This is a genomic window from Arthrobacter sp. TJ-238 (assembly GCF_058269215.1).
This window is the reverse complement of sequence record NZ_JBZCNH010000006.1, coordinates 80,709-95,034: the sequence shown is the minus strand read 5'-3', so window position 1 is coordinate 95,034 and position 14,326 is coordinate 80,709. Positions and strand designations below refer to the sequence as shown.

At 69.0% G+C, this 14,326-nt stretch carries 11 protein-coding genes and 2 tRNA genes; 4 read left to right on the top strand and 9 right to left on the bottom strand.

Annotated features, from left to right (window positions below):
- Nucleotides 1-406 precede the first annotated feature (406 nt).
- Nucleotides 407-1,768, top strand: a complete 1,362-nt coding sequence (locus tag AC4D2O_RS13860) for a cytochrome P450 (protein WP_490907930.1) — start codon at nt 407-409, stop codon at nt 1,766-1,768.
- Nucleotides 1,769-1,801: 33 nt separating this feature from the next.
- Here AC4D2O_RS13860 and AC4D2O_RS13855 read toward each other — a convergent pair whose 3' ends face one another.
- On the bottom strand, nt 1,802-2,602 hold the full coding sequence (locus AC4D2O_RS13855; protein ID WP_490907929.1) for an SDR family oxidoreductase: 801 nt from the start codon (nt 2,600-2,602) through the stop codon (nt 1,802-1,804).
- 150 nt (nt 2,603-2,752) lie between these two features.
- On the opposite strand from AC4D2O_RS13855, the gene valS reads away from it, so the two are divergent.
- Nucleotides 2,753-5,377 carry a valine--tRNA ligase gene (gene valS, locus AC4D2O_RS13850; RefSeq protein WP_490907928.1) on the top strand — a complete coding sequence of 875 codons (2,625 nt, stop codon included), beginning with the start codon at nt 2,753-2,755 and terminating at the stop codon, nt 5,375-5,377.
- Between the two features lie 71 nt (nt 5,378-5,448).
- On the opposite strand, the gene AC4D2O_RS13845 is transcribed toward valS, so the two are convergent.
- Entirely contained in the window at nt 5,449-6,066 is a 618-nt protein-coding gene (locus tag AC4D2O_RS13845; protein ID WP_490907927.1) for a mycothiol-dependent nitroreductase Rv2466c family protein, read from the bottom strand.
- A gap of 249 nt (nt 6,067-6,315) precedes the next feature.
- On the opposite strand from AC4D2O_RS13845, the gene AC4D2O_RS13840 reads away from it, so the two are divergent.
- The gene (locus AC4D2O_RS13840; RefSeq protein ID WP_490908150.1) at nt 6,316-7,821 is read left to right on the top strand and encodes a glyceraldehyde-3-phosphate dehydrogenase; all 1,506 of its coding nucleotides are present in this window, start codon (nt 6,316-6,318) and stop codon (nt 7,819-7,821) included.
- Nucleotides 7,822-7,892: 71 nt separating this feature from the next.
- Here the strand turns inward: AC4D2O_RS13840 and clpX are convergent, their stop codons facing one another.
- The 5 genes from clpX to AC4D2O_RS13815 form a co-directional block, all read right to left on the bottom strand.
- Nucleotides 7,893-9,185, bottom strand: coding sequence for an ATP-dependent Clp protease ATP-binding subunit ClpX (clpX, locus tag AC4D2O_RS13835; RefSeq protein WP_334210191.1), 1,293 nt, complete (start codon nt 9,183-9,185; stop codon nt 7,893-7,895).
- 164 nt (nt 9,186-9,349) lie between these two features.
- Complete coding sequence (locus AC4D2O_RS13830; RefSeq protein WP_490907926.1) at nt 9,350-10,024, bottom strand: ATP-dependent Clp protease proteolytic subunit; 675 nt, start codon at nt 10,022-10,024, stop codon at nt 9,350-9,352.
- A 46-nt stretch (nt 10,025-10,070) separates the two neighbouring features.
- Nucleotides 10,071-10,706: an ATP-dependent Clp protease proteolytic subunit gene (locus AC4D2O_RS13825; RefSeq protein WP_490907925.1), complete on the bottom strand. Its 636-nt coding sequence runs from the start codon at nt 10,704-10,706 to the stop codon at nt 10,071-10,073.
- Nucleotides 10,707-10,953: 247 nt separating this feature from the next.
- A complete protein-coding gene (tig, locus tag AC4D2O_RS13820; protein ID WP_490907924.1) occupies nt 10,954-12,492 on the bottom strand; it encodes a trigger factor in 1,539 nt (512 codons plus the stop codon).
- Between the two features lie 69 nt (nt 12,493-12,561).
- Nucleotides 12,562-12,635: transfer RNA gene (locus AC4D2O_RS13815), tRNA-Pro, on the bottom strand.
- 113 nt (nt 12,636-12,748) lie between these two features.
- Between AC4D2O_RS13815 and AC4D2O_RS13810 the strand changes: the two genes are divergently transcribed.
- Nucleotides 12,749-12,819 (top strand) — tRNA-Gly (locus AC4D2O_RS13810).
- Between the two features lie 96 nt (nt 12,820-12,915).
- Here AC4D2O_RS13810 and AC4D2O_RS13805 read toward each other — a convergent pair.
- Nucleotides 12,916-13,803: an Fpg/Nei family DNA glycosylase gene (locus tag AC4D2O_RS13805; protein ID WP_490907923.1), complete on the bottom strand. Its 888-nt coding sequence runs from the start codon at nt 13,801-13,803 to the stop codon at nt 12,916-12,918.
- Nucleotides 13,796-14,266 carry a ribose-5-phosphate isomerase gene (locus AC4D2O_RS13800; protein ID WP_490908149.1) on the bottom strand — a complete coding sequence of 157 codons (471 nt, stop codon included), beginning with the start codon at nt 14,264-14,266 and terminating at the stop codon, nt 13,796-13,798. Before AC4D2O_RS13800 ends, AC4D2O_RS13805 begins: the two co-directional genes overlap by 8 nt.
- Nucleotides 14,267-14,326 lie beyond the last annotated feature (60 nt).

Below are 14,326 nucleotides of genomic sequence, written 5' to 3'. Positions count from 1 at the left end.
GGCGTGGGGTGGGCAGTCCTGCCGTGAGGACGGGAGCCTGTTCGGTCCGCCGCCGGTTGCCTGACCGGCCGCAGGGAACTGGACCCGCGGTACCACCTCACTTGCCGCCGTCGTCCGCCGTGCCGCTCGTCGCGGGCACTGCGGGCGGGGCCGCCGCTCGTTGCCAGGCTGTGACGGGCCGCCCCGTCCGGTTCTACGGGCCGCCGCGCGGGCTGGCCTTTCTTCCGGAAGCTCACCGGTGATCGCCGGGTCGATGCTGATGCAGCAAGTCTAGCGCCGGGGCGAATTCCTTGTCGAAAGGGCGCCCGCACAGCCGGCGGGTGCGTGGGCGCCGGGAAATACGTTGTGGCGGCGGCGCATGCTTGGGAGGCTGGGAGAGTACCCGAAGCAACAGGATGGATGCCGTATGCCGACCACCGCCCCCACCGCGACCACCGCCCCCACCGCGACCGGTCTTCCGACCGCGACCGCACTGGACACCGCACGGCTGCTGCTGGGGGTGTTGCTGCCCACCGTCGTCAAGGGACCCATCATCCGCAGGCCGTGGGCGGTCGGGCTGACCGCCCGCCTGGGCCTGGACACGAGGGCCGTGGGGATCGTCCGGAAAGTTCATGCGAGATACCCGTCGGGGCCGCTGATGCTGAAGCTGCCGGTCCGGAAGCAGGCGATGGTCCTGGACCCGGGCGACGTGAACACGGTCCTGGCGCACTCCCCGGAGCCGTTCTCCCCCGCGAGCAGCGAGAAGAAAGCAGCGCTCTCACACTTCCAGCCCGCCAACGCACTGATCTCCCGCGGGTCCGTCCGCACCGTGCGCCGCGCGCTGCACGAGCAGGTCCTGGACACGGACCACCCGGTGCACCACCTCGCGGACACGTTCCTACCGGTGGTGGAGCAGGAGATGCAGGGCCTGCTCGCGGAGGCACTGAGGACCGGATCGCTGCCCTGGGCCGACTTCCTCGACGCCTGGTACCGCGTGGTGCGGCGGGTTGTCTTCGGCGACCACGCGCGGGACGACAAGGAGCTCACCGCGATGATCATCCGGCTGCGGAAGGACGGCAACTGGGCGTTCCTCAAGCCGGTGCGGAAGGACACCCGTCGCCGCTTCCTGCAGCGGATCAGCGACGAGCTGGCGAACGCCGAACCCGGCAGCCTGGCCGCCGTGATGGCGGCGGCCCCAAAGGCAGAGGGCGCCGAGCCCGCGCAGCAGGTGCCCCAGTGGCTGTTCGCCTTCGACCCGGCGGGCATGGCGGTCTTCCGCACCCTGACCGTGCTCGCCACCCACCCGGAGGCGATGGCGACGGCCCGCCGCGAGATCGACGGCGACACCTCGGGGCGGCGAGTGCTCCCCTACCTGCGCGCGAGCGTCCTCGAGACCCTGCGCCTCTGGCCCACCACCCCGATGATCCTCCGCCAGACCACGGGACCCGTGGAGTGGCCGGAGGGGCCCATGCCGGCCGACTGCGGCGTGCTCGTCTACGCGCCGTACTTCCACCGCGACGAGCGCTCGCTGCGCAGCGCCCACAACTTCTCGCCCGAGCGCTGGCTGACCGACGAGGACGACGGCTGGCCGCTCGTTCCGTTCAGCGACGGACCGGTGGTGTGCCCCGGGAAACAGCTGGTGCTGCTCCTGACGAGCGCGGCCCTCGCCTCGCTGGTGAGCGGGCACGACGTCCGCGTGGAGGAGGGCCAGGATCTCGACCCGGAGCGGCCCCTGCCCGGGACCATGGACAACTACTCGGTGCGTCTCGTCGTCTCGCCACGGGCCTGACCCGTCGATCTCACCGGTCTGCGCGAGGTTCTGCTACGACCCGGATCGCAGCACCTTGTGGTTGGCGGCCTGGGCGAGCGGGCGCAGGACGAGGTGGTCGATGTTCATGTGGTGCGGCGCGTTGAGGGTGAAGGCCACCGCCGAGGCGACGTCGTCGGCGGTCAGCGGGAAACCGACGCCCTCGTAGACCCTGTCCGCCGCGCCCCGGTCACCGCCGAGACGGTTGAGGGAGAACTCCTCGGTGTACACCATGCCGGGCGACACCTCGATCACGCGGATGTTGTGCTCGGCCTCCTCGAGCCGGAGCGAACGCGCCATCGACTCCTGGGCCGCCTTGACGCCGCAGTACCCGGCCCCGCCCTCGTAGGCGGCGAGCGCAGCGGTCGAGGTCAGGAACAGGACGCTGCCCTGGCCGCCGTCGCGCAGGGCCGGCAGCAGTGCGCGGGTCATGCGCATCGAACCGAGGACGTTCACGTTGTACATCCATTCCCAGTCCGCCGTCACCGCGTCCGCGACCCGGTCCGCACCGAATGCTCCGCCCGCGTTGTTGACGAGCGCGTGGACCGGTCCGGCGGCCGTGACCTCCGCGGCGAAGGCATCGACCGAGGCCTGATCGGTGACGTCGAGGGCCATCGGCGTGGCCCGCGTCTCCTCCGCGAGCGCCGTGAGGCGGTCCAGGCGCCGGGCCGCCGCGACGACGTCCCACCCGTCGCGGCGGAGCGCGCGCACGGTGGCCGCGCCGATCCCGGAACTGGCTCCGGTGACGATCACGCGCAGGGCGGAAGGGGCAGGATCTGCAGGGGCGCCGAGCGGCGCGGGCGATGACTGGCTCATGGGGCCACTGTAGCGATCGCCTCCGGGACAAGGAGTCCTGCAGGCTCACCCACGGCCAGCCCGCCGCCTGATGATCCGTGCCGGAGGACGTCAGGATCTCCTCGGGGCGGTCCGGAGAACGGGTCCCCCGGGGTAGGGAACAATGGAGGGATGGCCGACACCACCCAGGGCACAGACACGCCCTCCCCCCAGCCCGTATCCGTTCCCGACAAACCCGCCCTCGAGGGCCTCGAGGAGAGGCTGTCCCGCCAGTGGCGTGAGGACGGCACCTACACCTTCCGGCGCGACACCACGCGCGAGCAGGTGTACTCGATCGACACTCCCCCGCCCACGGCGTCGGGTTCCCTCCATGTCGGGCACATGTTCTCCTACACGCAGACCGACGTGATGGCCCGCTTCAAGCGCATGAACGGCGCCAACGTGTTCTATCCGATGGGCTGGGACGACAACGGCCTGCCCACCGAGCGCCGCGTGCAGAACTACTACGGCGTGCGCTGCGACCCCTCGGTGGCCTACGACGCCGGCTACCGGCCGCCCGCGGAGCCGGCGAAGAACCAGCGCGACTTCGACGCCGTCTCGCGCCGGAACTTCATCGAGCTCTGCGAGGAACTGGCCGTCGAGGACGAGAAGGTCTTCGAGAACCTCTTCAGCACCCTGGGGCTCTCGGTCGACTGGGACCTGACGTACCGGACCATCGACGACACCTCCCGGGCCGTCTCGCAGCGCGCCTTCCTCGAGAACCTGAAGGCCGGCGACGCGTACCTCGCCGAGGCCCCCACCCTGTGGGACGTCACCTTCCGCACCGCCGTGGCCCAGGCGGAGCTGGAGGACCGTGAGCAGCCCGGCGCGTACCACCGGATCGCCTTCCATCTGCCGGACGGCGGGCAGGTCCACATCGAGACGACCCGGCCCGAGCTGCTCCCGGCGTGCGTGGCACTCGTGGCCCACCCGGACGACGAGCGGTACAAGCCGCTGTTCGGCACCACGGTGACCTCGCCCCTGTTCGACGTCGAGGTGGAGGTCAAGGCGCACCCCCTCGCCAAGCCCGACAAGGGCAGCGGCATCGCGATGATCTGCACCTTCGGCGACCTCACCGACGTCACCTGGTGGCGTGAGCTGCAGCTGCCCACGCGCGCCGTCGTCGGCAGGGACGGACGCCTCCGCTCGGAGACGCCGGAGTGGATAGCCACCGAACGGGCGCGTGAGCACTACGGGCAGCTGGCCGGCAAAACGATCTTCAGCGCCAAGGAGGCCGTCGTCTCGATGCTCCGCGACAGCGGGGACCTCGAGGGCGAGCCGAAGAAGATCATGCATCCGGTCAACTTCTACGAGAAGGGCGACAAGCCGCTGGAAGTGGTGACGAGCCGCCAGTGGTACATCAGGAACGGAGGCCGCGACGCCGGCAAGCGCGAGGCGCTAATCGCGCGCGGTCGCGAGATCGACTTCCACCCGGCCTTCATGCGCTCGCGCTACGAGAACTGGATCGAAGGCCTGAACGGCGACTGGCTCGTCTCCCGCCAGCGGTTCTTCGGCGTGCCCGTCCCGGTCTGGTACCGCCTGGACGCCGACGGCGAGCCCGAGTACGAGGACCCCATCCTCCCTGCGCTCGAGGCCCTGCCCGTGGACCCGGCAGCCGACCCGGCGCCGGGCTTCGACGAGTCCGCCCGGAACCAGCCCGGCGGCTTCATCGGTGACAGCGACGTCCTGGACACCTGGGCGACGTCGTCCCTCACCCCGCAGATCGTGGGCGGCTGGGCGCGCGACGAGGACCTGTTCGCCACGGTGTTCCCGTTCGACCTGCGTCCGCAGGGGCACGACATCATCAGGACCTGGCTGTTCTCCACCGCCGTCCGCGCCGACGCACTGCAGGACTCGGTGCCGTGGAAGCACGCCGCGCTCTCGGGCTGGATCCTCGACCCCGACCGCAAGAAGATGTCGAAGTCCAAGGGCAACGTGGTGGTCCCGACCGACGTCCTCGAGCAGTTCGGCGCCGACGCGGTCCGCTACTGGGCCGCCTCGGCGAAGCTCGGCGCGGACACCGCGTACGAGGTCAACCAGATGAAGATCGGGCGCCGCCTCGCCATCAAGCTCCTCAATGCGTCGAAGTTCGTGCTGAACCTCGGGGTCACGGATGCGTCCGTCGGCGAGGGGTCGCTCGGGCGGGTCACGGAGGCGCTGGACCTGGCGCTGCTCGCGCAGCTGCGCACCGTCACGGAGCAGGCGACGGCCGCGTTCGAGAAGTACGACTACGCCCGGGCACTCCAGCTCACGGAGTCCTTCTTCTGGACCTTCACGGACGACTACGTGGAGCTTGTCAAGGACCGCGCCTACGGCGATGCGGGCGACGCGGGGACGCAATCGGTCCAGACCGCCCTGGCCACCACGCTCGACGCCCTGCTGCGGCTCTTCGCACCGTTCCTGCCGTTCGCGACCGAGGAGGTGTGGAGCTGGTGGCGCCAGGGTTCCGTGCACCGGGCGGCCTGGCCGAGCGCCGGGTCCCTCGCCGGACTGCCCGGAACCGCCGATGCCGGCGTGCTGACGACCGTGGCCCTGGCCCTCGGAGGCATCCGCAAGGCGAAGTCCGAGGCGAAGGTCAAGCAGCGCACCGAGGTGGAGACCGCCGTCGTGACGGCGCCCGCCACGCAGGTGGATCAGCTACGGGCAGGTCTCGCGGACCTGCTGGCGGCCGGCAACGCGAAGGACCTCCGGTTCGCGGAGGGCGACGGCCCGCTGGCCGTCTCCGAGGTGGAGCTCGTCCCGCAGCCCGAGCAGTAGCCGGCCGGCGGCCGGTGGGAAGCAGAAAGGACCCGCTCGGGCGAGCGGGTCCTTTCTGCTTCCCAGGGCGCCTAGTCGAACGCGGGGCTCTCCGTGCGGGAGCGCTTGAGCTCGAAGAACCCGGGGAACTCGGACATCAGCACGGCGCCGTCGAAGATGCGGCCGGCCTGCTCGCCGCGCGGGATCCTCGTGAGCACGGGGCCGAAGAACGCGGTGCCGTTGAATGCCACGACGGGCGTCCCGACCTCGTCGCCGACGCGGTCGATGCCGTCCTTATGGGAGGCGCGGAGCTGCGCGTCGTACTCGTCCGAGCTCGCGTAGCGCGCGAGCTCGGACGGCAGACCGACCTCGTCGAGCGACTCGCGGATGACCACGTCGAAGTCCCTGTTCTGCCCGATGTGGATGCGGGTGCCCATCGCGTCGTAGAGCTTCTTGACGTACTCGCCGCCGTGCAGCTCCGCCGCGGCGATGATGACGCGGACGGGGCCCCACCCCCGATCCATCAGGGTCCGGTAGTCCTCCGGCAGGTCGCGTCCCTCGTTCAGCACGGACAGGCTCATGACGTGCCAGTCCACCGAGATGTTCCGGACCTGCTCGACCTCGCCCATCCAGCGCGACGTGATCCAGGCGAAGGGGCACAGGGGGTCGAACCAGAAATCGGCTTTCTCGACGGTGGTGGACTCGCTCATGCAGTACTCCTTCGAATAGTGGACAGGCCTCGGGCCTTTCCCCGTGCAACCCGCGTCGTACGCACCGTATTCCGGGCGTCCCGTCAGGACGGCTTGCTCGAAATTGGTGCGGAGCCGTGCGGGGCGGTCTAATGGGAGGACACGACCAGTCGACGGTGCCTGGCGCTATCCCTGCGCCGCCATCCGGCTGGAGGAGTCCGCACCGGTTATGCCGGTGCCCGAAGGGATGAACTCTTGCAGCACGACCGGATAGAGAACCACACCGAGAACCACACCGGGAACCACGCCGAGACCCATGACATGTGGCTCGAGCGCGAGGCGCTCGCCGAGGCCATGATCCCGCTGATCGGACGTCTGTACCGCACCAACAACGTGGTCACGAGCATCCACGGGCGCAGCCTGATCAACAAGTCCACCATGAGCATCCTCAAGGCGCACCGCTTCGCGAGGCGCATCACCACCGAGGCGCTCCTCCTCGAGGACACCGCGCCCCTGCTGAAGATCCTCACCGACCTCGACCTCGGGGCCGCGGCCATCGACATCGGGCGCCTGCGCAACGCCTACGACCGCGCCGTCGGCGCCGGCGACGGGCGCACGCTCGAGGAGTTCGTCCGGGCGGAACTGGCCGACATCGTAGGACAGGGCGGGCGGGACGAGCGCACCAGCACCGACGTCGTGCTCTACGGGTTCGGGCGGATCGGTCGCCTCGTGGCCCGCCTGCTCATCGAGAAGGCCGGCGGCGGCCACGGGCTGCGGCTGCGCGCCGTCGTGGTCCGCCGCGGCTCCGACAACGACCTCGTCAAACGCGCCAGCCTGCTCCGCCGCGACTCCGTCCACGGACCCTTCGAGGGCACCATCCAGGTCGACGAGGCGGCGAACACCATCACCGCCAACGGCATCCGGATCCAGGTCATCTACTCCGACGACCCGGCGGCCATCGACTACACCGCCTACGGCATCCGGGACGCCCTCGTGGTCGACAACACGGGCCGCTGGCGCGACGAGGAAGGCCTCTCCCAGCACCTCGAGAGCACCGGCGTGGCCAGGGTCCTGCTCACAGCCCCGGGCAAGGGGGCACTGAAGAACATCGTGCACGGCATCAACCACGACGCCATCGAGGACAGCGACCGGATCATCACCGCGGCGTCCTGCACCACGAACGCGATCACCCCGGTCCTGAAGGCCATCAACGACCGGTACGGTGTGGTCCACGGGCACGTGGAGACCGTGCACTCCTTCACCAACGACCAGAACCTCATCGACAATTTCCATAAGGGCGACCGCCGCGGCCGCTCCGCGGCCCTGAACATGGTCCTCACCGAGACCGGGGCCGCGACGGCCGTGGCCAAGGCCCTCCCGGAGCTGTCCGGCAAGCTCACGGGCAGCTCCATCCGCGTCCCCACCCCGGATGTCTCCATCGCCATCCTGAACCTCACCCTCGAACACCCCACCTCCAAGGACGAGGTCAACGAATACCTGCGCGAGATGTCCCTGCACTCGACCATCCGTAAACAGATCGACTACATCGCCAGCCCCGAAGTCGTCTCCACCGACTTCGTCGGCTCACGCCGCGCGGGCATCGTCGACGGACTCGCGACCATCGCCGACGGACACCACGCGGTGCTCTACGTCTGGTACGACAACGAGTTCGGCTACAGCTGCCAGGTCGTCCGCGTCATGGAGGAGATGGCCGCCGTCCACCCGCCCACCTACCCCGCCGTGAACACCGAAGCAGAGGTCCCCGCCGGCCTGTAGTCCCGCGTTCCCGGAGGCTCAAGACAGGAAGGGCCCGGCCGAACGGCCGGGCCCTTTCTGTGGTGTGAGCGTCAGGCGGACTTGTTGCGCCGCTTGGCGACCACTTCGTGGGAGATCAGCGTGGGCTCTGCACGACGCCCGACGACGTCGTCCGTGATGACCACGGTGGCGATGTCCTCGCGGCTCGGGAGGTCGAACATGACCGGGAGGAGCACCTCCTCCATGATGGCGCGAAGCCCGCGCGCACCCGTGCCGCGGTCGAGGGCGAGATCGGCGATCGCCTCGAGCGCCTTCGGTTCGAAGACGAGCTCGACACCGTCGAGCAGGAACATCTTCTGGTACTGCTTCATGAGGGCGTTCTTGGGCTCGGTCAGGATCTGCATGAGCGCCGGACGGTCGAGGTGCGTCACCGTGGTGATGACGGGGAGGCGCCCGATGAACTCGGGAATCAGCCCGAATTTCAGCAGGTCCTCCGGCATGACGTCGCCGTAGCTGACCTCCTCGTTCTTCAGCGAGCTCAGCGGCGCGCCGAAGCCGATGCCCTTGCGGCCGGCCCGCGACCCGATGATCTCCTCGAGCCCCGCGAAGGCGCCGGCGACGATGAACAGCACGTTGGTGGTGTCGATCTGGATGAACTCCTGGTGCGGGTGCTTCCGCCCGCCCTGCGGTGGCACCGAGGCGACAGTGCCCTCGAGGATCTTCAGCAGCGCCTGCTGGACGCCCTCGCCGGAGACGTCACGCGTGATCGACGGGTTCTCGCTCTTGCGCGAGATCTTGTCGATCTCGTCGATGTAGATGATGCCCTGCTCGGCCTTCTTGACGTCGTAGTCGGCGGCCTGGATGAGCTTCAGGAGGATGTTCTCCACGTCCTCGCCGACGTAGCCCGCCTCGGTGAGAGCCGTGGCATCGGCGACGGCGAACGGGACGTTCAGCCGGCGGGCGAGCGTCTGGGCGAGGTAGGTCTTGCCACAGCCCGTGGGGCCGATGAGAAGGATGTTCGACTTCGCGATCTCGACGTCCTCGGTCTCGGCCGCGTCGGCGAGTGTCCCGGCGGCGCGGGGGCCGTTGCCGGACTGGATGCGCTTGTAGTGGTTGTACACGGCGACCGCGAGGGACCGCTTGGCCGGCTCCTGGCCGACGACGTACTCCTGCAGGAAGTCGAAGATCTCGCGGGGCTTGGGCAGCTCGAACGTGCCGAGATCGGCCACCTCGGAGAGCTCCTCCTCGATGATCTCGTTGCACAGGTCGATGCACTCGTCGCAGATGTACACGCCGGGACCGGCAATCAGCTTCCGTACCTGCTTCTGGCTCTTCCCGCAGAAAGAGCACTTGAGCAAATCGGTGCTCTCACCAATGCGAGCCATGGTTCAATCCCCTTAGGTATTACACGATTGCTAAGACCACTGTAGGCCACATGGCCTCGGTGGCCAGTATCAAAATGCCCGTGGTGCCTTGAGGCGCCACGGGCGGTGAAGCGGCCGGATGACGCGGCCGGCGGTCGCGTGGACCGCCGGTCGCGCCGTCCCGGCTACGGGGTGTTGATCTTCGGCGGGGTGATCTTGCGCGAGTTCAGGACCTCGTCCACCAGGCCGTACGCGACGGCATCGGCGGCGGTGAGGATCTTGTCGCGCTCGATGTCGATGTTGACCTGCTCGGACGTGCGGCCCGAGTGCAGGGCGAGGGTGTCCTCGAGCCAGGTGCGCATGCGCATGACCTCGTTGGCCTGGATCTCCAGGTCGGAGGCCTGGCCGCCCTGTCCTCCGGAGAGGGCGGGCTGGTGGATCAGCACGCGTGCGTTCGGCAGGGCGAGGCGCTTGCCCGGCGCGCCGGCGGCGAGCAGGACGGCGGCGGCACTCGCGGCCTGGCCGAGGCACACGGTCTGGACCTCGGGCCGGATGAACTGCATGGTGTCGTAGATCGCCGTCATGGCGGTGAAGGACCCACCGGGCGAGTTGATGTACAGCGTGATGTCGCGCTCGGGGTCCGTGGACTCGAGCACGAGCAGCTGGGCCATGACGTCGTCGGCGGACGCATCGTCGACCTGCGTGCCGAGGAAGATGATGCGGTCCTCGAACAGCTTCGTGTAGGGGTCCTGGCGCTTGAAGCCGTAGGGCGTGCGCTCTTCGAACTGGGGGAGGATGTAGCGGCTCGTGGGAAGGTTCCGTGCGCTGGATCCCGCGGCTGCCTGGAAATCGTGGTTCATGGTGTCTCCTGTAGGACGACTGGTAGGAGTGGGGCTGCTGCGCGGACTACGCGGACTGCTCCGTCTGGTCGGTGCCGCCGCCGCCCGCGACGGAGCCGGAGTGCGCGGAGATGTGGTCGAAGAACCCGTAGTCGAGGGCTTCCTGGGCCGTGAACCACTTGTCGCGGTCGTTGTCCTTGAGGATCGTCTCGATCGTCTGGCCCGTCTGCTCCGCGGTCAGCTCGGCCATGACCCGCTTCATGTGGAGGATGAGCTCTGCCTGGATGCGGATGTCGGTCGCCGTGCCGCCGATGCCGCCGGAGGGCTGGTGCATCAGGATGCGTGCGTGCGGGGTCGCGTAACGCTTGCCCTTCGTGCCCGAGGACAGCAGGAACTGGCCCATGGACGCGGCGAGCCCGGTGGCCACGGTGACGACGTCGTTGGGGATGAACTGCATGGTGTCGTAGATGGCCATACCGGCCGTCACGGACCCGCCGGGAGAGTTGATGTAGAGGTAGATGTCGCGCTCAGGGTCCTCGGCGGACAGCAGCAGCAGCTGGGAGCAGATGACGTTCGCGTTGTCGTCGCGGACCTCGGAACCGAGCCAGATGATGCGCTCCTTGAGGAGCCGGTTGTAGATGTACTCGTCACGACCGCCCATTTCGGGGCCTGCCATGCTCGGGGTGCGTGGTTCGGTTGTCATGGACGTTGACCTCTCACTCTGGCGGGTGGTGCCTCGTCGGCCTACCCGTCCTTTTGTCTCTTCTTGGACACTAACCCGCTGCCCGGCCGATTTGCTCCCGCGCGGGGAACTGTTCGCTGACGGCGCACGGTGGCTGAGCCCGTCCCCACCGACGTCCCGCGGGCACACCGCGCCGCCGCTCCGGGGGCTTAACGCGGCAGCGGTGCCGCGCCCGAAGGCTGCGGCACCGCTGTCGACATGGCTGGTCCTACTCGGCGGCCGGCTTCTTCCGCGGGGCGCGCTTCTTCTTGGGCGCCTCGGCGGCCTCCGGCTCCTCGGCCGACCCGGCGGGCTCGGCCGCGGCGTCGGTCGACTCCGAGGTCTCGGGCTCGGCCGTGGCTGACTCGGCGGTGGCTGCCTCGGTGGTGTCGGCTTCCGTCGCCTGGATGTCCTCGACGGCGTCCTGCTCGGTCTCGACGTCGTCGACCTGGACCGTCTCGGCCTCGTCGTCGCCCGCGGGGCGCACGAACTCGGTGAGGTCGACGGCCGCACCGTTGGTGTCGGTGACCGTGGCGTACTCGAGGACCTTGGCGAGGGCCTTGCGGCGGCGGACCTCTCCCACGATCATCGGGACCTGGCCGCTCTGGTCGAGCATCTGGGCGAACTGGTTCGGTTCCATGCCGTACTGGCCGGCGGTGGAGACGATGTAGTCGATCAGCTCGCTCTGACTGACGCCCACCTCCTCCTTCTCGGCGACGGCGTCGAGGATGACCTCGTTCTGGAAGGCGCGCTCCGTGTTGGTACGGACCTCGGCGCGGTGCTCCTCGGTGTCGTGGTCCGCTGCGGCAGTGTGGGCGTTCTCGCCGTTGAAGTGCTGCTCCAGCTGCTCCTCGATGACGCTCTCGGGCACCGGCACGGCGACGAGCTCGACGAGCTTGTCCAGCACCTTGTCCCGCGCCTCGACGCCCTGGTCCATGAGCTTGGACTCGGATGCCTGCTTCGTCAGGTCGGCGCGCAGTTCCTCGGCGGTGTCGAACTCGCTGGCGAGCTGGGCGAACTCGTCGTCGACCTCGGGCAGCTCGCGCTCCTTGACGGCCTTCACGGCGACGGTGACCTGTGCGTCGGCACCGGCGTGCTCACCACCGGCCAGCTTGGTCTCGAAGGTCGCGCTCTCGTCCGTGGACAGCCCGGTGACGGCCTCGTCCATGCCCTCGAGCATGGTTCCGGAGCCGATCTGGTAAGACAGATCCTGTGCCGAGTCGACCTCGACGCCATCGACCGATGCGGTGAGGTCGATGGTGAGGAAGTCGCCGTCCTGCGAGGGGCGGTCGACCGTGATGAGGGTGCCGAAGCGGCCGCGCAGCTCGTCCATGGCCTTCTGGATGTCCTCGTCCGAGGCCTCGACGGGCTCGACGGTGACGTCGATGCCCTTGTAGTCGGGCAGCTCGATCTCGGGGCGGATGTCCAGCTCGACCGTGAAGGTCAGCTGGCCGTCCTTCTTCGCGGGGTCCGGGACCTCGGTGATCTCGACCTCGGGGCGGCTGAGCGGGCGGATGCCCGTCTCCTGCACGGCGCTCTGGTAGAAGCCGTTCAGGCCATCGTTGATCGCGGTCTCGATCACGTAGCCGCGGCCGACCCGCTGATCGATGAGCTGCTGGGGGACCTTGCCCTTGCGGAAGCCTGGAACCTGGACCTGGGTGGCGATGGTCTTGTAGGCCTCGTCGATGCTGGGCTCAAGTTCCTCGAAGGGGACCTCGACGTTCAGCTTCACCCGGGTGGGGGAAAGGGTTTCAACAGCGCTCTTCACAGCGTAGGACTCCTGGGATGATTGGGATTGGTTCTGCAGCGGAGGCACTTTCCTCATCACACGACAGAGTCGGGGTGACAGGAGTTGAACCTGCGACTTCCTGCTCCCAAAGCAGGCGCTCTACCAAGCTGAGCTACACCCCGTAAGTGCGAGTGTCAGTCTACGCACCTTTACGAGAACCACGCACATTTGGCGAACGCGCGGCGGCTGTGGTGTAGTTGTAGGCGTTCCACGAGGGTCCACGAGGCCTCGCTTCGGGGATGTAGCTTAATGGTAAAGCCTCAGTCTTCCAAACTGATTACGCGGGTTCGATTCCCGTCATCCCCTCTGATCCCGGCAGGCGCCGGACCCGGACCCGCGCGTCCGGGTGTTCCGCTTTAACCGGCCAATTCCATACCGCCGGTCAGGCCACCCGGGTGCCCTTCAGTCCGCCTGGCACTGCGGGCACCAGTACACCGTCCGCGCCGCCATGTCGGCGGTCAGGATCGGCGTCGCGCAGCGGCGGCACGGGAGCCCCGTCCTCTTGTACACGTAGTTCGGCGCCGACCGCTTCGGCCTGCCGTTCCGGGCCTCCGCCGTCGTCGTGATGATGCGTCCCTCCCGCACGCCGTCCTTCATGAGCCGCACCGCGTCCGCCCAGAGGCCGGCTGCCTCGTCGTCGCGGAGCTGCTTCCCGGGGCGCCACGGGTTGATCCCCTGCAGGAACAGCACCTCGGCGCGGTAGATGTTGCCGATCCCTGCGATGACCGCCTGGTTCATGAGCTGGATGCCGACCGGCGTGATGCTCGACATGACCTTGCGGACGAAGACGGTGCCGTCCGCTGCCGGCTGCAGCGGATCCGGGCCGAGCCGAGCGCGCGCGGCCTCCTCCTCGGCGCCGGTGATGACCTCGCAGGCCGTCGGTCCGCGCAGATCCGCCCAGCCGTGGGCGGACACGAGCCGCACCCTTACTGCTCCGACGGGGTCGGGCGGACCACCGTAGCCGGCGGCGGGGTCGTCGCCCTCGGCGGAGGGTTGCTCCGACTCCCCCACCCGGCGGGGTGCGCCGATGCTCGACGCCCCCCGGAAGGTCTCATCGCCGCCGAAGCTCCACGCACCGTACAGCCCGAGGTGGACCCGCAGCACCCGGTCGCCGTCGAACCGCAGGAACATCTGCTTGCCGTGCGCGATGGCGCTGAGCAGCGTGCCGCCGTCGAGCAGTGCCGCGCCGGCGGCGAAGCGTCCCTGCGGGCTGGACACTGCGAGCTGCTCGCCGACGAAGACCGAGGTGAACTGCTTCGCCAGCCGATGGACCGAGTGGCCCTCAGGCAAGAGTCCCCGTCTCCTCGAATCGGGCGATCTGGGCGATCCGGCGGCTGTGCCGCTCGGCGCCGCTGAACGGCTCGGCGAGGAACGCCTCGATAATGGCCGTCGCCTCCTCCACGGAGTGCTGGCGGCCGCCGACGGCCACGACGTTCGCGTCGTTGTGCTGGCGGCCGAGGCGCGCGGTGTCGAGGTTCCAGGCGAGGGCCGCCCGTGCGCCCCGCACCTTGTTCGCGGCGATCTGCTCGCCGTTGCCGGAGCCGCCGAGGACGATCCCGAGGGCCTCGATGCCGGCGGCCCGGTCCGCGACGACGGCCTGCGCGGCGTGGATGCAGAAGGAGGGGTAGTCGTCCTCGGGGTCGTACGACGCCGGGCCGTGGTCGACGACGTCGTACCCGGCGGCGGTGAGGTGCGAGAGCAGGTGGGCGCTCAGCTCCATGCCGGCGTGGTCTGTGGCGAGGTGGACGCGCATGGACATCTGTTCCTTCGGGACGGCGCCGGGGGGGTGACCGGCGGTGGCTGCGGGGGGGGT